The organism is Clostridium gallinarum (assembly GCF_014836325.1).
In the GTDB taxonomy this organism is placed as follows: domain Bacteria; phylum Bacillota; class Clostridia; order Clostridiales; family Clostridiaceae; genus Clostridium; species Clostridium gallinarum.
In genome coordinates this window covers 24,316-43,698 of record NZ_JACSQZ010000007.1, presented here as the reverse complement: position 1 = coordinate 43,698, position 19,383 = coordinate 24,316, and the positions used below count along the sequence as shown (strand labels likewise).

At 28.3% G+C, this 19,383-nt stretch carries 20 protein-coding genes; 17 read left to right on the top strand and 3 right to left on the bottom strand.

Annotated elements, in window-relative coordinates:
• Positions 1-7: 7 nt before the first annotated feature.
• From rlmN to H9660_RS03030, 6 genes are all read left to right on the top strand, one after another.
• Positions 8-1,039: a dual-specificity RNA methyltransferase RlmN gene (rlmN, locus tag H9660_RS03055; RefSeq protein ID WP_191748425.1), complete on the top strand. Its 1,032-nt coding sequence runs from the start codon at positions 8-10 to the stop codon at positions 1,037-1,039.
• 14 nt (positions 1,040-1,053) lie between these two features.
• Positions 1,054-1,773 (top strand): Stp1/IreP family PP2C-type Ser/Thr phosphatase, encoded by a 720-nt coding sequence (locus H9660_RS03050; protein WP_191748423.1) that lies wholly within the window; start codon positions 1,054-1,056, stop codon positions 1,771-1,773.
• A gap of 1 nt (position 1,774) precedes the next feature.
• On the top strand, positions 1,775-3,772 hold the full coding sequence (gene pknB / locus H9660_RS03045; protein WP_191748420.1) for a Stk1 family PASTA domain-containing Ser/Thr kinase: 1,998 nt from the start codon (positions 1,775-1,777) through the stop codon (positions 3,770-3,772).
• A 102-nt stretch (positions 3,773-3,874) separates the two neighbouring features.
• On the top strand, positions 3,875-4,744 hold the full coding sequence (gene rsgA, locus H9660_RS03040; protein WP_191748418.1) for a ribosome small subunit-dependent GTPase A: 870 nt from the start codon (positions 3,875-3,877) through the stop codon (positions 4,742-4,744).
• Positions 4,738-5,382, top strand: a complete 645-nt coding sequence (gene rpe, locus H9660_RS03035) for a ribulose-phosphate 3-epimerase (RefSeq protein WP_191748416.1) — start codon at positions 4,738-4,740, stop codon at positions 5,380-5,382. Before rsgA ends, rpe begins: the two co-directional genes overlap by 7 nt.
• A gap of 4 nt (positions 5,383-5,386) precedes the next feature.
• Positions 5,387-6,022, top strand: a complete 636-nt coding sequence (locus tag H9660_RS03030; RefSeq protein ID WP_191748413.1) for a thiamine diphosphokinase — start codon at positions 5,387-5,389, stop codon at positions 6,020-6,022.
• Between the two features lie 218 nt (positions 6,023-6,240).
• Here the strand turns inward: H9660_RS03030 and rpmB are convergent, their stop codons facing one another.
• Positions 6,241-6,432, bottom strand: coding sequence for a 50S ribosomal protein L28 (gene rpmB / locus H9660_RS03025; RefSeq protein WP_008678335.1), 192 nt, complete (start codon positions 6,430-6,432; stop codon positions 6,241-6,243).
• A gap of 260 nt (positions 6,433-6,692) precedes the next feature.
• Here rpmB and H9660_RS03020 point away from each other — a divergent pair, with 260 nt between their 5' ends.
• The 6 genes from H9660_RS03020 (at position 6,693) to H9660_RS02995 (ending at position 12,492) form a co-directional block, all read left to right on the top strand.
• A complete protein-coding gene (locus H9660_RS03020; protein WP_191748411.1) occupies positions 6,693-7,040 on the top strand; it encodes an Asp23/Gls24 family envelope stress response protein in 348 nt (115 codons plus the stop codon).
• Positions 7,041-7,051: 11 nt separating this feature from the next.
• Positions 7,052-8,695, top strand: coding sequence for a DAK2 domain-containing protein (locus H9660_RS03015; RefSeq protein ID WP_191748409.1), 1,644 nt, complete (start codon positions 7,052-7,054; stop codon positions 8,693-8,695).
• A 96-nt stretch (positions 8,696-8,791) separates the two neighbouring features.
• A complete protein-coding gene (recG, locus tag H9660_RS03010; protein ID WP_191748406.1) occupies positions 8,792-10,822 on the top strand; it encodes an ATP-dependent DNA helicase RecG in 2,031 nt (676 codons plus the stop codon).
• A 64-nt stretch (positions 10,823-10,886) separates the two neighbouring features.
• Positions 10,887-11,441, top strand: coding sequence for a 16S rRNA (guanine(966)-N(2))-methyltransferase RsmD (gene rsmD, locus H9660_RS03005; protein ID WP_191748404.1), 555 nt, complete (start codon positions 10,887-10,889; stop codon positions 11,439-11,441).
• A 16-nt stretch (positions 11,442-11,457) separates the two neighbouring features.
• Positions 11,458-11,934 carry a pantetheine-phosphate adenylyltransferase gene (gene coaD, locus H9660_RS03000; protein WP_191748516.1) on the top strand — a complete coding sequence of 159 codons (477 nt, stop codon included), beginning with the start codon at positions 11,458-11,460 and terminating at the stop codon, positions 11,932-11,934.
• 21 nt (positions 11,935-11,955) lie between these two features.
• Positions 11,956-12,492 carry an ATPase gene (locus H9660_RS02995; RefSeq protein WP_191748402.1) on the top strand — a complete coding sequence of 179 codons (537 nt, stop codon included), beginning with the start codon at positions 11,956-11,958 and terminating at the stop codon, positions 12,490-12,492.
• Here H9660_RS02995 and ylbJ read toward each other — a convergent pair.
• The gene (ylbJ, locus tag H9660_RS02990) at positions 12,478-13,665 is read right to left on the bottom strand and encodes a sporulation integral membrane protein YlbJ (RefSeq protein WP_191748400.1); all 1,188 of its coding nucleotides are present in this window, start codon (positions 13,663-13,665) and stop codon (positions 12,478-12,480) included. The genes H9660_RS02995 and ylbJ overlap by 15 nt on opposite strands.
• 51 nt (positions 13,666-13,716) lie before the next feature.
• Positions 13,717-14,919, bottom strand: coding sequence for a nucleotidyltransferase (locus H9660_RS02985; RefSeq protein WP_191748398.1), 1,203 nt, complete (start codon positions 14,917-14,919; stop codon positions 13,717-13,719).
• Positions 14,920-15,138: 219 nt separating this feature from the next.
• Between H9660_RS02985 and pta the strand changes: the two genes are divergently transcribed.
• The 5 genes from pta (at position 15,139) to plsX (ending at position 19,317) form a co-directional block, all read left to right on the top strand.
• Positions 15,139-16,140, top strand: coding sequence for a phosphate acetyltransferase (gene pta, locus H9660_RS02980; RefSeq protein WP_191748396.1), 1,002 nt, complete (start codon positions 15,139-15,141; stop codon positions 16,138-16,140).
• A 27-nt stretch (positions 16,141-16,167) separates the two neighbouring features.
• The gene (locus H9660_RS02975) at positions 16,168-17,364 is read left to right on the top strand and encodes an acetate kinase (protein WP_191748394.1); all 1,197 of its coding nucleotides are present in this window, start codon (positions 16,168-16,170) and stop codon (positions 17,362-17,364) included.
• A 200-nt stretch (positions 17,365-17,564) separates the two neighbouring features.
• Positions 17,565-18,074: a YceD family protein gene (locus H9660_RS02970; protein ID WP_191748392.1), complete on the top strand. Its 510-nt coding sequence runs from the start codon at positions 17,565-17,567 to the stop codon at positions 18,072-18,074.
• Between the two features lie 2 nt (positions 18,075-18,076).
• Positions 18,077-18,262: a 50S ribosomal protein L32 gene (gene rpmF / locus H9660_RS02965; protein WP_008678357.1), complete on the top strand. Its 186-nt coding sequence runs from the start codon at positions 18,077-18,079 to the stop codon at positions 18,260-18,262.
• A gap of 56 nt (positions 18,263-18,318) precedes the next feature.
• Positions 18,319-19,317 (top strand): phosphate acyltransferase PlsX, encoded by a 999-nt coding sequence (gene plsX / locus H9660_RS02960; RefSeq protein ID WP_191748390.1) that lies wholly within the window; start codon positions 18,319-18,321, stop codon positions 19,315-19,317.
• Positions 19,318-19,383: the final 66 nt, after the last annotated feature.

Here is a 19,383-nt window from a genome sequence, read left to right as displayed (position 1 = left end):
TGATATAATGGAAAATATTTTAGATTACAATTTAGACGAAATTTCAGTGTGGATGAAAGAAAATGGAGAAAGTGCTTTTAGAGCTAAGCAAATTTTTTCGTGGATTTATAAAAATGTTTGGGAATTTGATGATATGAAAAATTTACCAAAGTCTTTAATAGAAAAGATGAAGGAGAATTTTTACATAGGAGTTCCAGAAGTTGTAGAAGAATATGAATCAACTTTAGATGGAACAAAAAAGATATTATTTGCATTTAAAGATGGAAATATAATTGAAAGTGTTATTATGAAATATAAATATGGTAATTCTATATGTATTTCTACTCAAATTGGTTGTAGAATGGGATGTAAGTTTTGTGCTTCAACTTTAGAAGGTAGAGTTAGAAACTTAACAGCAGGAGAAATATTATCAGAAGTAATAGTTGCTCAAAAGGTTCTAGGTGAAAGAATTTCTAATATAGTATTAATGGGAAGTGGAGAACCTTTAGATAATTATGACAATGTAACTAAGTTTTTAGATTTAGTTAATGCTGATTATGGACTTAATATAGGTCAAAGACATATAACACTTTCTACTTGTGGTATTGTGCCTAAGATTTATGAATTAGCAGATAAGGGATATAGTATTACATTAGCAATATCACTTCATGCTTTTAGTGATGAGAAAAGAAGGCAAATAATGCCTATAGCTAATAAATATTCTATTAAAGAAATTTTAGAAGCTTGTGATTATTATTTTGAAAAGACAGGTAGACGTATAACTTTTGAATATTCTTTAGTATCTGGAGTTAATGATGGAAAGGAAGATGCAAAATCTTTATCCAAATTATTAAAGGGAAGACAATGTCATATTAATTTAATACCTGTAAATGAAATAAAAGAAAACACTTTAAAAAGACCTTCTAAGAAAACTATAGAAGAATTTGAGAAAATTGTAAGTGAACATGGTTTAGATGTTACAGTAAGAAGAGAAATGGGTAATGATATAAATGCTGCTTGCGGTCAATTAAGGAGAAACTTCTTAAAGACTAAAAATTAGAGGAGTGGGTGTTGGTGACTGGTATAAAAAGTGATTTAGGTAATATAAGAACCTTAAATGAGGATTATGCTGAGTATTATGAAGATGATAATTATAAGATTTATGTTTTAGCAGATGGGATGGGAGGTCATAATGCAGGTGAAATTGCAAGCAAAACGGCCTCTAAAGCTCTTATAAAATATATAAAAGAAAATATAAATCTTTATAACCATAAAGATTTATTAGAAAAAGCTATGAAATATGCTAATTTAAAGGTATATAATTTATCTCATTGCTCAGATACTTATAATGGGATGGGCACTACTTTAGTAGCATGTCTTATAACAAAAGAAATAAGTGTGGTAGCTAATATTGGGGATAGCTCCTGCTTTGGAATAAAGGATAGAAAGATTACAAAAATAACTAAAGATCATTCTTTAGTACAAGAACTTTTAGATTGTGGAAGTATTTCAAAAGAGCAAGCAATTAATCATCCTCAAAAAAATGTTATTACAAGAGCTGTTGGTACAGAAGAGGATGTGAAAGTTGATTTATTTGAAGTGGGAAAAAGTAAATTTGAATTTTTCTTAATGTGTAGTGATGGGCTTACTAACGAAATTAATTTGGAAAATGTATTAAATTTTGATATTGAAGAAAAAGAAATACAAAATATTTGTGAAAAACTTATAGAAAGTGCTAAGTTTAATGGTGGAAGAGACAATATAACAGTAATGTTATTTGGAGGAGAGGTGTAATATGAACGGAATTATTTTAGGTGGTAGATATGAACTTCTTGAAAAAATAGGGGAGGGCGGAATGTCTGAAGTCTATAAAGCAAAATGTAATAAGCTAAATAGATTTGTGGCAGTAAAAATATTAAAAAAGCAATTTGCAGACAATGAGGAAATAGCCCAAAAATTTAAGAGAGAAGCAACTGCCATTGCAAATTTATCAGATACTAATATAGTAAATATACTAGATGTTGGAACTCAAGAAGATATAGATTATATAGTAATGGAATATGTAAGCGGAAAAACTTTAAAAGAGTTAATTAATTATAGTGGAAAGCTTAGTTATACTACTGCTATAAAAATAGCTCTTCAAATAGCAAAAGCATTAGACTGTGCACATAGAAATAATATAATTCATAGGGATATAAAGCCGCAAAATATTTTAGTTACAGAAGCAGGTGAAGTAAAGGTTACAGATTTTGGGATAGCTAAATCTACTGACTCTCAAACAATAACTAATACTACAAGTATTATTGGTTCAGCTCATTATCTTTCACCGGAGCAGGCAAAGGGAACATATATAGATTTTAGATCTGATATATATTCATTTGGAATAGTGTTATATGAAATGGTAACAGGAAGGTTACCCTTTGAAGGCGACTCGCCAGTTACTGTTGCTTTAAAGCATTTACAAGAAGAGCCAGTTCCACCTAAAAATATAAATAGTGCTATTCCAGATAGCTTAAATAAATTAATACTTAAAGCAATTAAAAAAGAGCCGATAAAGAGATATCAAAATGCTAAGGAAATAATTCAAGATTTACAAAAAATCCAAGAGAATCCTGATATTATAATTGGAGATAATATTAATAATAATGATAACACAATTATAATGGCACCTATAAATACAATAAAGTCATCTAATATTTCTAAGGCAGAAGATGATTATTATGATGATGAAGATTTTGATGATGAATATGATGAAGATTTTGATGATGATTATGAGGATAAACCTAAGAAGAAAAATAATAAAAAAACTTTAAAGAAAATATTAATATCTATTGGGGTTATTTTAATAATATTAATTTTAGGTTCTGTAGGATTTTTCTTAGCAGGGGGAACTGGTAATAGCAAAGAGATAGAGGTTCCTAATATAGTTGGAAGTAAGTTTGATGATGCTAAAAAGCAATTTGAAGCTTTAGGTCTTAAGCTAGAGATTAAGACTACTGAGAAAAGTGATAAACCAGAAAATACTATATTAGAAACAGATCCTAAGGCAGGTATGAAGGTTAAAAAAGGAACTGTAATAAATGTTATAGTATCAGCTGGAGAAGAGCAAATAGATATGCCTGATGTTAGAAATTATGAAAAAACAACAATTGAGCAAACTTTAAAGTCTAAGGGATTAAATAATTATATTATAACTGAAGAGTATAATGATACTATTGAAGTAGGATATTTTATAAGACAAAATCCAGCAGCTGGAACAAAGATAAGCAAAAATACTGAAATAAATATAGTAATTAGTAAAGGGCCAGAAACTAAATTCATAGATGTTGCAAATGTAATAGATAAGACATTAGCTGATGCAAAGGAAGCATTAAAAGGCTTTGAGGTTAAAGTTATTGAAGAAGTAACACATGATGAATCTAAAGATGGTATAGTGCTATCTCAAGATAATCAGGGAAAGAAGTTACAAGAAGGAGCTACTGTTACAATAACAGTAGGAAAATATGAAGTGCCTCTAGTTGATATTAGAAATGAAGTTGGATTAGCTGAAAATCAAACTCTTATAGTGGCTAAGTCTAGAGCTGAAGGTGCTGGATTTAAAGTAGAGGTAAATGGACCTAATCAAGATGATGCAATAGTTACAGGTTTTACAGAGAAGGTTGAAAAAGGTGGAACCATTACTATAAACACTAAAAAAGTAGAATCAGAAAATCCTCAAAATAATAATGGAAATAGTGCTGGAAATAATAGTGGGCATAACGGTTCTGAAAATAATAATGGGAATAATAACTAAAGGAATCAGCTTTAAGCTGATTCTTTTTTGTGAAAAAATATTTGCATTTTTTATTGTAATCTGTTTATTATAAATATAAAGATAAAAATATTTGGAGGAATTATGGAAGGAAAAATAATAAAAGGTATCGGTGGGTTTTACTATGTTAAAACTAAAGATGAAATTATAGAATGTAAAGCTAGAGGGAAATTTAGACATAAGGATATGAAACCTATGGTTGGTGATAATGTTCTTATTAATGTTTCTAATGGAAAAGGTGTAATTGAAGAGATATTTGATAGAACTTCAGAATTAATAAGACCTACAGTTGCAAATGTTACTCAGGCTTTTGTGGTATTTGCAATAAAAAATCCAGATATAAATTTCGATCTTTTAAATAGATTTTTAATTTTATGTGAATATAATAATATAAAAGCAATAGTATGTTTAAATAAAGTAGATTTAGCAAGTGAAAAAGAAAGAGAAGAAATAAAAAATAAAATTAATGATATAGGATATGATGTTTTATTTATAAACGCTAAAGAGGGAATAGGAATAGATATGCTTAAGGAAAGGTTAAAAGGAGAGGAAACAGTTTTATGTGGTCCTTCTGGAGCTGGAAAATCAACACTTATAAATACACTTATAAATAGAACTCATATGGAGACAGGTTCTGTATCAGAGAAAATAGGTAGAGGAAAGCATACAACAAGACATAGTGAGCTTATTGAAATTGAGGAAGGCTATTTAGTTGATAGCCCAGGATTTTCAAATATAGATATTAGTTTTATGGATAAAGAAAATCTTAGATATAGTTTCCCGGAATTTGAAGAATATAATCATAGTTGTAAATTTAGAGGATGCCTTCATAATAAAGAACCACAATGTGCAGTTAAAAAAGCATTAAGTGAAGGTGAAATAAATGAATATAGATATAATTTTTATATTAGAATATTAGAAGAACTACAAGAGGGGGAAAAGTACAAATGGTAAAAATATCACCATCAATACTATCAGCTGATTTTTCGAAGTTAGGAGAAGATGTTATAAATGTAGATAAGGCAGGAGCAGATTTTATTCATATAGATGTAATGGATGGAAACTTTGTTCCTAATATAAGCTTTGGATTACCTGTAATAAAATCAATTAGAAATAAAACAGAAAAGATTTTTGATGTTCATCTAATGATAGAAAATCCATCAAGATACATAGATGATTTTATTGAAGCTGGTGCTGATATAATAACTATACATTATGAATCAGAAAAACATATAGATAGAGCAATTGAATACATAAAGTCAAAAGGAATTAAGGCAGGAGTTTCATTAAATCCTGGAACTCCAACATGGGTATTAAATGATATAATTGAAAAATTAGATTTAGTTTTAATCATGTCAGTTAATCCAGGCTTTGGAGGACAGAAGTTTATTCCATACTCTTTAAATAAAATTAAAGAAGTTAAGGAAATGAGTTTAAATAAAAATAAAGATTTGCTTATAGAAGTAGATGGAGGAGTTGATAAAAATAACTCTAAGTCTATAATCGAAGCAGGGGCAAATGTTTTAGTAGCGGGTTCTGCTATATTTAGAGATGGAAATCTTAAGGAAAATATAGAAGCAATAAGAGGTTAATAAAATGAAAGCAGTTATTATATCAGGAGGAAAAGAGCCTTCAAAAGATATATTGTTTAAGGAAATTAAAGATGCTAATTTAATAATTGGTGCAGATAAAGGCTGTGAGGTATTATATAAATATAATATTACTCCTGATTATATTTTAGGTGATTTTGATTCAGCTGATGCTAATATAATAAATTCACTTGAAAATAAAGCTAAAAGGAAAATTAAATTTAAAAGAGAAAAGGATTATACTGATACAGAAATAGCATATAATTTAGCTGTAGAAAAGGGAGCCACTGAAATAATATTATTAGGAGCTACTGGTACTAGGTATGATCATTCCCTAAGTAACTTTGGACTTATGCTAAGGGGGCTTAGAAAATCCATATTAGTAAAAGTAATAGATGATAATAATTATATTTTTTTAATTGATAAGCCTAGAACCTTATATGGAAATATAGGCGATACAATTTCTTTCCATGCATATTGTGAAGAAGTTAAAAATTTTAATATAAATGGAGCTAAATATAATTTAAGTAATTATAATTTAAAATTAGGTGATAGCTTAACTACATCAAACGAATTTATGGAAGAAAAGATAAATATAACTTTTGATAGTGGAATAGTAATGGTTCTTTATACAAAAGATTAAAAATTAATCACTCATTTTATTTATTTGCATACAATGTAATAAATAGATGAGTGATTTTTAATGGAGGAAAGTATGAAGATTATAGCTATTAAACTGCCTAAGTTTTTATCTAATTTAATTAAATTTTTTAGAAGGAAGTAATACATAGGAAAAATAAAAAATTTAATTTATAAAATAAAAAATGCAATTGATTAATCAATTGCATTTTTTATTTGAACTTATATTGCTCTTTGAACCTTACCAGATCTAAGGCATCTTGTACATACATGAACTGTCTTTGGTGTTCCGTTAACTAAAGCCTTTACTCTCTTTATGTTAGGAGCCCAAGTTCTCTTTGATTGACGATGTGAGTGGGAGTATTGAGTTCCAGATACAACCCCTTTATTACAAACTTCGCATCTTCTTGCCACTTGAAAACACCTCCTTGTTTTTGAAGATAATTTCTCTTCAATAGGACAGATTAAATTTTAACATAGTAATGCTTAGAAAAGCAAGGGGAAATAGTAAAAAAGTGAAAAAACTTTTTTTATTTTAAATTTAATAGATATTTTAATATATATTTTAATATATATATTGATATCTTCATATAATAGCTATGTAATATTTACTTGAATAATAAATATAAGTAATATAAAATAGAGAGTATAGATAATTATAAGGAGGATTCTGTATGGTAGGATATTCAAATGAACTTGGAAATATACATTACTCTGAAGAGGTACTTGCAAAGATAGTAGGATTATCAACAATGGAATGCTACGGTGTTGTAGGTATGGTTTCCAAGAATGCAACAGAAGGACTATGGGAATTAATGAGAATAGAAAATTTAAGTAAGGGTGTAAAATTAAAATTTGATAATGATAAATTAATTGTAGAATTATATGTTATGGTTGAATATGGAACAAAGATTTCTGAAATAGCCAATAATATTATACAAAAGGTACGTTATAGTGTGGAAAACTTTACTGGATTAAAAGTTTCATCTGTTACAGTAAATGTTCAAGCAGTTAGAGTCTAGGAGGTAAAAAGATGAAATATCAGACAATAAATGGCCATAATTTTTACAATATGGTTGTTAATGCTAGTAATAGATTGTTGGAAGAAAGTGAATATGTTAACTCGTTAAATGTATTCCCAGTACCAGATGGTGATACTGGAACTAATATGTCTGCTACATTTAAGGCAGCTGTAAAAGAAATAGAAGGACTTAATACTGAATCTATTGCTGAAGCTTCTAAAAAGCTAGCTAAGGGAGCTTTAATGGGAGCAAGAGGAAATTCAGGAGTTATTCTTTCTCAAATATTAAGAGGTATATCTAAAGGATTAGAAGGAAAAACAGAAGTGAATGCAGTAGAACTTGCTATTGCATTTAAAGAAGGTAGTAATTCAGCTTATAAAGCTGTTATGAGACCTACAGAGGGTACAATACTTTCAGTTATAAGAGCAGCATCAGAAGCAGCTATAGAAACAGATGTAAAAGATATAGTAGATTTAATGGATGTAGTTGTAAATGCAGCTAAAGTAATGCTTGACAAAACTCCAGAATTATTACCAGCTTTAAAAAAGGCAAAAGTTGTAGATTCAGGTGGAATGGGATTATATATAATTTTAAAAGGAATGTATGATGCTTTAAAGGATGATATAAAAGCTGAAATTAAAGATATCAAACCTTCTGAAGCTAAAATGCAAGGAGCACAAGGCACTGAGGATATAGATATTAAATTTGGTTATTGTACAGAGTTTATAATTTTAGCTGATGCAAGTCATGCAGATAAATTTAGAGATGATATAATTCCTATGGGAGATTCTCAAGTTGTAGTTGGATATGAAGATGTTATAAAGGTTCATATTCATACAAATGATCCAGGGGCTGTATTAGCAAAAGCTGTTAAGCTTGGAGAATTATCAAAGATAAAAATTGATAATATGAGAGAAGAACATAGAGAAGTTTTACTAAGTAAGGAAGAATATAATCTTAAAAATGAAAATAAAGAAGAAGTTATAGAAGCAGAAGAAAAGAAATATGCTTTTGTTGCAGTTGCAATGGGAGAAGGAATAACTAATATATTTAAAGACCTTGGAGTAGACTATGTTATTGAAGGTGGGCAAACTATGAACCCATCTACTCAAGATATAATGGAGTGTATTTCAAAATTAAATGCTGAACATATCTTTGTTTTACCTAATAACAAGAATATAATAATGTCTGCGAATCAAGCAGCAGAAATTTCAGATAAGGATGTTAGAGTTATTCCAACAACTACTATTCCACAAGGTATAACATGTGTAACTATGTTTAATCCTGAAAGTGAAGTAGATGAAAATGAAGAAAGCCTAAAAGAAACAATGTCAATGGTTAAAACAGGCTCTGTAACTTATGCTGTAAGAGATACAGAAATGGATGGAATAGAAATAAAAGAAGGAAATATGCTTGGATTAATCGAAGGAAAGATTAAGAAAGTTGGTTCATCATACTGTGATGTAGCTGAAGAAGTTCTTAGTGAAATGATAGATGATGAAAGTGAATTAATTACAATTTTCTATGGTGCTGATGTTTCAGAGGAAGAAGCTAACGAATTTGCAGCAAAAGTAGAGGAAAAATATGAAGATTTAGATGTTCAATGTTATAGAGGAGCACAACCTTTATATTATTTCTTAATGTCAGTAGAATAAATATAAATAAATTTATAAAAGCACAAGTGACTACTTTATTTACATAAGTGGAAACTTGTGTTTTAATATTTATGAATAAAAATTTGAGGTGAGCAAATGAATATAGGAGTGGAAGTTTCAGCTTTAAAAGGTGTAGGACCAAAGCTTACTGAAAAGCTTAATAAATGTGGTATTTTTACAATATATGATTTGCTTTTATATTTTCCGAGAGATTATGAATTTATAAGAAGTGATGTAGAAGTTAATGAAATAGATGGTGAAGAAAAACAAATTTTAACTTGTAGGGTTATAGGATATGATAGAGATGTAAAGACTAAGAGTGGAAAAGTTATATCTGTAATAAAATTTGATTATAAAGGAAACATAGTTCTAGGGAAGTGGTTTAATCAAAGGTATATAAGAAATAGTTTCAAACTTAATGAATCTTATGATTTAGTTGGGAAATTCAAAAGAAATGGAAAACTATTAGAAGTAATTAACCCGATGATAGGCTGCAAAGATGCAAAGGAAAGTGAGATTATACCCAAGTATCCTCTTAAAGGAGATTTAAATGATAAGATAATAACCAAAATAATTAATCAAGTATTAGATAATGTTGTTATAACTGATAATTTACCTAAAAATATTTTAGATAAATATAATATGATAGATTTAGATACAGCTATTAGAGAAATACATTTCCCTAAGGGAAAGATTGAATTAAGTAAAGCTATATCAAGACTTAAGTTTCAAGAACTTTTTACATATTCAATGAAACTTTTATTACTTAAAAATAATTTAAGAAGCAATGATGGGATATCATTTCAGTGGCATGATGAATTAAGAGATTTAAAGGAATCATTGCCATTTAGTTTAACTGAAGCTCAAACAAAGGTAGTAAGAGATATACTAAGAGATCAAAAAAGTAAATATTCAATGAATAGATTAGTTCAAGGAGATGTAGGTAGTGGTAAAACAATAGTTGCATTAATTGCTCTATTTAATGTAATAAAAAATGGATATGTTGGAGCTTTAATGGCACCTACTGAAATATTAGCGAATCAACATTATTTAGAAGCTTTAAAGATTTTTGAAAAATTTGATATAGATATAGAACTTTTAACTGGCAGTACTAGTGCAAAAGAAAAGAAACGAATAAAAGAAAAAATAGCAGAAGGTAAACCTATGTTAGTTGTAGGAACTCATGCTTTAATTCAAGAAGATGTTGAATTTAATAATCTAGGTCTTGTAATAACTGATGAACAACATAGATTTGGAGTTGAACAAAGAAATAGGTTAATAAATAAAGGAAGAAGACCAGATGTTTTAGTTATGACAGCAACACCTATTCCAAGAACGTTAGCTTTATATATGTATTCTGACTTAGATGTTTCGATAATTGATAAGCTTCCACCGGGAAGAAAAAAGATAGATACAAGATTTTATTCTGATAATGAAAGAAATAGTGCATATAATTTAGCATTAGATGAAATAAAAAAAGGAAGGCAAGTATATATAGTATGTCCTTTGATTGAAGAAAATGAAAAGTTAGAATTAAATTCAGTAGAAAAATTATATGAAGAGTTGAAAGAAGATTTTTTTAGTGATATAAGTGTAGAAATTTTACATGGTAAAATGAAACCAAAAGAAAAAGATGAAATAATAGGTAAGTTTAAAGAAAATCAAGTTAAAGTGATAATTTCAACCACAGTTATAGAAGTTGGTGTAAATGTTCCTAATGCATCTATTATGATAATAGAGAACTCTGAGAGGTTTGGATTAGCGCAGTTACATCAATTAAGAGGAAGAGTTGGAAGAGGAGAATATGAATCCTATTGTATTTTAATTGGAAATGCTAAAAATGAAAAGACTAAAAAGAGAATGGAAATTATGACAACATCAACTGATGGATTTTATATTTCAGAACAAGACTTAAAATTAAGAGGAGCCGGGGAAATGTTTGGGCTTAGACAGAGTGGAGACATTGGCTTAGTTTTGGCTGATATTTATGAAGACATAGATATTTTAAGATGTGCAAGGCATGAAGCTAATAATTTAATTAATTCTAAAGAAAGAGAAAATGTAAAATTATGCAGTGAAATATCTAAATCTATTGAAAGATATAGTCGATATATTTGTTTTAATTAAAAAAATTGTATATAAATAAATATTGTGTTAAAATTGTAATATTAGTACCTAAGGAGGAAATTAAATGAGGATAATAGCAGGAAAAGCAAGAGGAAGAAAGTTAATACCTCCTGAAAGCTTAGAAACTAGACCAACTTTAGATAGGGTGAAGGAAGCGATGTTTAGTATGATACAAAATTATTTACCTGATGCTGAGGTTGTAGATGTTTTTGCTGGAACAGGAAGTTTAGGACTTGAAGCAGCTAGCAGAGGAGCTAAAGAAGTTTACCTTGTAGATAAAAGCAGCACTACTTTTCCTTTGTTAAAAAAGAATATTGAGAATTTAAAATTTCAAGATTTTTGTTTTGCACTTAATTTAGATTCATATGATGCATTAAGTATGTTAAGCAAAAAAGGAAAAATTTTTGATGTTATATTTATAGATCCGCCTTATTGCAAAGAAATGATTCCTAAAGCGATTGAGATAATAAAAGAAAATAATATGTTAAAGAAAAATGGTATAATAATTACTAAGATAGACTCTATAGAAGATATATATGAAGGATATAAAGATATTACATTACTAAAAAGTAAAAAATATGGCAATACAACAGTATGTCTATATAATTATGAGGAGTAAATAATAGGTGAAAGAAATGAATATTGCAATTTATCCAGGAAGTTTTGATCCAATTACTAATGGGCATTTAGATATAATAACTAGAGGAGCAAAAATATATGATAAGCTTATTGTTGCTGTCTTAGTTAATGTAGATAAAAATTGTTTGTTTAGTATTGAAGAGAGAGTTGAACTAATAAAAAGAGTAACAAAGGATATAAAAAATGTAGAAGTTTTAAGCTTTGATGGATTGTTAGTTGATTTTGCAAAGTTACATAATTCTAAAGTTATTTTAAAAGGATTAAGAACTATGTCTGATTTTGAATATGAATTTCAGATGGCTCTTATGAATTCAAAACTTGATTCAGAAATTGAAACTGTATTTATGATGACTTCATCAGCATATTCATATGTTAGTTCTTCTTCTGTAAAACAAGTTGCAAAGTTTGGTGGAAATATTAATGGTCTTGTACCAGATGAGTTGATTTTAGAAGTAAAGAAAAAATTTAATTAGATATTTTAAGGGGGAGTAGGGATGGAGAAGATTGAAGTAAATATTATTGAACTTTTAGAATTTTTAGAAGAATTAATTGAAACGGCACCTAAGGTTCCTATAACAGGGAAAAGTGTAATTGATAAAAAAGAATTTTTAGAGGTTATTGATCAAATAATAAATCATCTTCCAGATCAAATAAGAAAAGCTCAGTGGGTTATGAATGAGAAAGATAGAATCTTAGGAGATGCTCAAAAGCAATATGAATCTACAAAGTCTGAAATAATGGAAATGATGAAACAAAATGTTGAAAATCATGATATTGTTAAGGAAGCTAAGGTAAGAGCAAATGAAATAATTGCCTTAGCACAAAGAGATGCTAAGGCAATTAGAATAGGTTCAAGAGAATACTCAACTGAAATATTAGCTCAATTAGATAGAGAAATAGAGGAAAAAAGAAATAATCTTATTTCAGATATGCAAAAGGCATTTGAGTATACTGCAAAAGAAATAGATGAAAAATTAAGTGAAACAGGTACCAAAATTAAGGAGAATATTTCTGAGTTAAGAGGAATGTAGTTTTTTATTTATAAAATTTATTATAAATGAAAATAATAAAGGGATTAATAATAATAAATACATTAAGCCAAATAATTTATATATAATTACTTCATAATTGTAATTAGGAGAAGAATTAAATGTAGGCACCGATATAAGAATAAAGGTGCTGGCTATAAATGTTATTATAAAACCTATTATTCCTTGAAGAAATTTTAGTGATATATATCTTTTAAAATTAGGAGAATCTTTACTTACAATGGAAGATACTTGAGCTATGATAGATAAACTAGAAAAACATAATATAAAACTAATTATACTTAATTTTAAACTTATAGATAAGTTTAATGTTGATATTAGTTTACATCCATTAGTGAATTCTATACTACCTAAGAAAAGATTATATATTAATCCAGTAGGCAATCTAAATAAGTTTTCTAAAAAGCTAAAGGCAGCACTTATTAAAGTGGTGCTTTTTATTATGTTTATAATTACTGAAAAAATAATTACGAATGCACTTACATTTAATGTAGTATTTATTGCATTTTCCATAGATAATTTTAAGTTATCTCCAAAATTTGATTCTTTAAATGAGATTTTATTTTCAAATTTATTTGTTTTGTTTTTAGTATTTTTTTTAGTAATCATACCAATTATTATGCAGGATAAATAATTAGCTATTAAAAGTATATACCCATACTTAATATTATTTAGCATAGCAACAGCGACAGATCCTAATATAAAAACAGGGCCTGCATTAGAAGCTATATTTAATAATCTTTCATATTCATCTTTATGTATATATCCTAAATTATATATATCTGAAGCATATTTAGCACCTAATGGATAGCCACAAATAAAACTTGCTATAATTGGAAAAGATGAATTTTTAGAAAGTCCAAGTGGCTTACAAATTAGTGGACCTAATATTTTTGAGTAAAGAGATATTCCATCGTAAGATATAAGTAAATTACATATAACACTAAATGGAAATATTGTAGGTAATATAGCATATAATACAAGTTTTGCTCCATTTATTGCGGATTCAATACTTGTTTTTAAATTTACAATAAAAAAAATAATGAAAATAGTTATAAAAAAACACATTAGATAATTTCTTTTAATATTAAGAAGTTTAAATAAGATAGCTACAAGTAAAAAAATAAAAAGCCATAGAATATAAATACTAATCATAAAATTTACCTCCTATAGTATTTATATTCATATTGCTTTTTAATATTAATATTATTTTATTATTGGTGAATTTAAATAATCACTTAAAGGATTTAATTTACTATTTAAAATAGAATAAGCTTTTGTTCCTTGAATATCTAAATCTAATAGAGGATTATTTATGTTTTTACTCACCTTTGTAATGATTGGGATACTTGATTTTTTTTTCATTTCTTTTAATATAAGTCTACCTTTATCATTAAAACCAAGTACACGTGCATATAAATACTCTTCTTTAATTAATTCATCAAAAGAAAAAGTATCTAATGATAAAAAAATTTGAGTTAGTAATCTAGAGATTTTAGTATAAGTATACCTTTTGCTCTTAACTCTAAAAATTAAATCTTCATAGGTAGAACTATGATATATTTCTTTTAAAAATTTATTATCTAAACCTTCTTTTGCTTCGAAAAGATTGTTAAAGTTAATACAATTTGTTAATAATCTATACTTTATGTAATTATACATTTTTTCTTGAAAAACAAGATTATAATTCTCTTGGTTTAGATTATGGAAAACTTCTAGAGAATTATTAGGCATATAGTTGCTTAAACTTTTTATATCTTTACCTTCTCTTAATTTTTCTCTAATACTAGTAGCAGAAGAAAAGATACTACTAAGTTCCTTATCATTGTATTTAGAACCTTCTCTTTTTAATGTTAATGGAGTTATATTGCTATTTATTTTAAGTAAGGCTTTAATATATTCAATTCCTAAAATATTATTAGAGCTAGAAAGAATTTCTGTCAAAGATGCATCATTTAATATTTTTATCAAAGCTTCTTCTCTAGCTTTTACATATGTTACACCGGAATTAAGATTGTCTTTAATAATTTCTTGAAATTCTATAGATTCATTAGTTAAAAAAGTAGCAATCTTTTTTAGTGAATCTATAGAGCCACATTCACTTCCAAAAAAAATATTATTTACAACTCCAATTTTATCAAGAATATTTATTGCTCCTTTTGCAAAAAATTCAGCAGAAGAAATAGCATAAAAGGTTGGAAGTTCAATTACTAAATCTACACCGTTTAATAAAGCCATCTCAGTTCTTTTCCATTTATCTATAATAGCGGGTTCACCTCTTTGAACAAAGTTTCCACTCATTATACAAATTACGGCATCACAATTAGTTTCTTTTTTAGCAGAATTAAGATGAAGCATATGTCCATTATGAAATGGATTATATTCTGTAATTATTCCTGTTATATTCATAAATACACTCCTTAATGGGAAATATAAAATCATTATAACATAATAATTTTATAATAAAAGTCAATTATATGCCTATGTTTAAAGGATGAAAAATATTGTTCTGAATATTTGCAATATAAAGAATTAAATCTTTTCATTAATTAAGGTTGAAAATTATAGTTATTTAGGGGTATATTAGTATATGGGAAAGTCAGTATTTCGTGAAAGGAGAATATGATTATGGAACTTATGAATAAATTGTGGGAATCAGCTAAGGCTGACAAAAGAAGAATAGTTCTTCCAGAAGGTGATGAGGAAAGAACTTTAGTTGCATCTCAAAAAATTCAAGAGTTAGGTTTAGCCTATGTAATTTTAGTAGGTGATAAAGAAGTTATAGAAAATAAAGCTAAGGATTTAGGTGTTAATCTAGATGGAATTGAGATAGTAGATCCTAACAAATCAGATAGACTAGAAGCTTATGTTAATGAATTTTATGAATTAAGAAAAAATAAAGGTATGACTTTAGAAAAAGCAGAAAAAATAGTTAGAGATCCTTTATATTTTGGAACAATGATGGTTAAATTAAATGATGCAGATGGTATGGTTTCTGGTGCTGTACATACAACAGGAGACTTATTAAGACCAGGTCTTCAAATAATTAAGACATCTCCAGGTGTATCAGTAGTTTCAAGTTTCTTTATAATGATGGTTCCAGGTTCAAAGTATGGTGAAGATGGTATGTTATTATTCTCAGACTGTGCTGTAAATCCAAATCCAACATATGAACAATTAGCTGCTATAGCTATAGCAACTGCTGATACTGCAAGAAATCTTTGTAAAATTGAGCCAAGAGTAGCTATGTTATCTTTCTCAACTATGGGAAGTGCAGATCATGAGATGGTAGATAAAGTTAGAAAGGCTACTGAGCTTGCAAAAGAATTAAGACCAGATTTATTAATAGATGGAGAATTACAATTAGATGCAGCTATAGTAGATAAAGTTGCTGCCCAAAAAGCACCAAATAGCAAAGTTGCTGGAAAAGCTAATGTTTTAATATTCCCAGATCTACAAAGTGGTAATATAGGATATAAATTAGTTCAAAGATTTGCAAATGCAGAAGCAATAGGACCTATGTGTCAAGGATTTGCAAAACCAATAAATGATTTATCAAGAGGTTGTAGCTCTGATGATATAGTAAATGTAGTTGCTTTAACTGCAGTTCAAGCGCAAGCACAAAAATAATTATATATTGGAAGGAGAAAAATACAAATGAAAGTATTAGTTATTAATTGCGGTAGTTCATCGCTAAAATATCAATTAATTGACATGTCAACAGAAGAATCTTTAGCACAAGGATTAGTTGAAAGAATAGGGATTGAAGGATCAGTTTTAACACAAAAGGTTGAAGGAAGAGATAAATATATAGTTAAACAACCTATGGCTGACCATAAAGTTGCAATAAAATTAGTTTTAGATGCATTAGTAGATAAAGAAAATGGAGTAATATCATCAATGGATGAAATTACAGCTGTTGGACATAGAGTAGTTCATGGTGGAGAAAAATATAAATCTTCAGTAGTTATAAATAGTGAAGTTAAAGATTATATAAAAGAATGTTTTAAACTAGCACCTCTTCACAATCCAGCAAATATGATTGGAATTGAAGCTTGTGAAGAACTTATGCCAAATACGCCAATGGTAGCTGTTTTTGATACTGCTTTCCATGGAACAATGCCAGAAGAAGCATATCTTTATGCATTACCATATGACTTATATAAAAAGCATGGAATAAGAAAATATGGATTCCACGGAACTTCTCATAAATATGTATCACAAAAAGTTGCAGAAGTTATGGGTAAGGATATAAAAGATTTAAAAATAGTTACTTGTCATTTAGGAAATGGTGCAAGTTTAGCTGCTATAAAAAATGGTGTTTCTATAGATACTTCAATGGGATTCACTCCACTTGAAGGTGTAGCTATGGGAACTAGAAGTGGTAGTATAGACCCTGCTATAGTTACTTTCTTAATGAAAGAAGAAGGTTTATCAGTAGATGAAGTTAATGATTTATTAAATAAAAAATCAGGTGTTCTTGGTATATCAGGAATTAGCTCAGACTTTAGAGATATAGAAGATGCGGCATTTAAAGAAGATGTTCATAGAGCAAAGTTAGCTCTTTCTATATTTGAATATAAAGTAAGAGCTACAATTGGATCTTACGCAGCTATAATGGGCGGTGTTGATGCAATAGTATTTACTGCTGGTGTTGGTGAAAATGGACCAGAAACTAGAGAATCTATATTAAAAGGATTAGAATTCTTAGGTGTTGAAGTTGACACAGAAAAAAATAACGTTAGAGGAAAAGTTAGAGAAATATCTAAAGAAGGATGTAAAGTTAAGGCATTTGTAATCCCAACTAACGAAGAATTAGTGATAGCAAGAGATACTGTTGAGTTAATTAAGTAATAAATTATTAAAAGTGCATAATTATTAGTGAGTTATTTAAATAAAATCGCTTGACTTTTAATCATGCACTTTATATAATAAATTGTGTTTATTCGGCAAATATTTATCTAAGGAGTGAAATGAAGCTTTGCTCAAGCTATGTACATAATGTACATAATGTATCCTGAAGGATATGAGGACATGATCTAGAGCAAATACATATGATTATACAATTTTCAGACCTAATTTCATCAAAGAATAGAAAAAAAGAAGTCAATATAACATATGATTTAGCTCCACTTTATTTTGATGGAGAAAAAATAGAAGCTGTGGAAGCTTTAAAAGTAGTTGGAAATGTTATTTCTAATTCAGATGTTTTAACTTTAAAAGCTTCAATAAAGACAAGTTTGAAACTTCATTGTTCAAGATGCCTAGAGGCCTTTATCTATCCAATAGATATTGATATAGAAGAAAGGTTTACAAATAATAAGGAACTTCAAAATGATGAAGAAATTATTTTTGTAGATAGCAATACCTTTGATATTGCTAAATTTGTTGAAAATGTTATTATTTCAACCTTACCTATTAAGAGACTTTGCACAGACAGCTGTAAGGGACTTTGTTACCAATGTGGTAAAAATCTTAACGAAGGTTCTTGTCATTGTGAAACAAATGATGTAGACTTAAGACTGGCAAAGTTACAAGAGTTGTTTGGAAATAAGGAGGTGTAGTAATGGGAAATCCTGCGAGAAAAACATATAGAGCAAAGAGAAATTCAAGAAGAGCTCAAACTTTTAAGGCGAGCTTACCTGGAATAGTTGAATGTCCACAATGTCATGAAATGAAGTTAGCTCACAGAGTTTGTAAGAACTGTGGATTCTATAAAGGTAAAGAAGTAGTTGCTTCAGTAGAAGAATAAAGAAAGTCAAATGACTTTCTTTTCTTTATATATAAGGAAAAGAGGTGAAAGGTATTATGAAAATAGCTATAGATGGAATGGGTGGAGATAATGCACCTAAAGCTGTAGTTGAAGGTGTTATAAAAGCCCTTAATGAATACCAAGGAATAGAATACTATATAACAGGACCAAAGGAAAAAATTGAAGAGGAATTAAAAAATTATACATATGATAAATCTTTAATTAATATAGTTGATGCTAGAGAAGTAATTTCACCAAATGAACATCCTGTAATGGCTTTAAAGAAGAAAAAAGATTCAAGTATATGCAAGGCATTAAAGCTTGTAAAAGATAAGGAATGCGATGCTGTAATATCTGGGGGGAGTACAGGCGCATTTTTAGCAGGATGTACCCTTATAGTAGGTAGAATTAAAGGGATTGAAAGACCGGCACTTGCACCTATAATGCCAGGTAAAAATGGAAGTTTTATGATAGTAGATGCTGGAGCAAATGTTGATTGTAAGCCAAACTATTTAGTTCAATTTGCAAAAATGGGTAAAATATATTACCAAGGAGTACTAGGAAAAGAAAATCCTTCGGTAGGACTTGTTAATATTGGAGCTGAAGAAGAAAAGGGAAATGAATTAACTAAAGCTGCACATAAATTATTAAAAGAAGAAAAATTAAATTTTGTAGGAAATGTAGAACCAAGAGAGACATCGAATGGAGATGTAAATGTTTTAGTTTGTGATGGCTTTGTTGGAAATACTTTGTTAAAAATGTATGAAGGTGTTGCATCAACACTATTAAGTATGATAAAAGATGAAATTTTATCAAGTGGATTACTTAGTAAGTTAGGAGCTTTATTTTTAAAGCCTGTATTTAAATCATTAAAAATAAAGTTTGATTATAAGGAATATGGTGGAGCACCATTCTTAGGTGTTAATGGGATATGTATAAAGGCTCATGGAAGCTCAGATGGGAAGGCTTTTAAAAATGCTATAAGACAAACTAAGACTTTTTATGACAATAAAGTATTGGAGAAAATTAAAGAAGAACTACAAAATAATATATAATTATGCCAATATGTATATTGACTAGATAAATAATATATAATATTATCTAAATGATATATGTAGGAG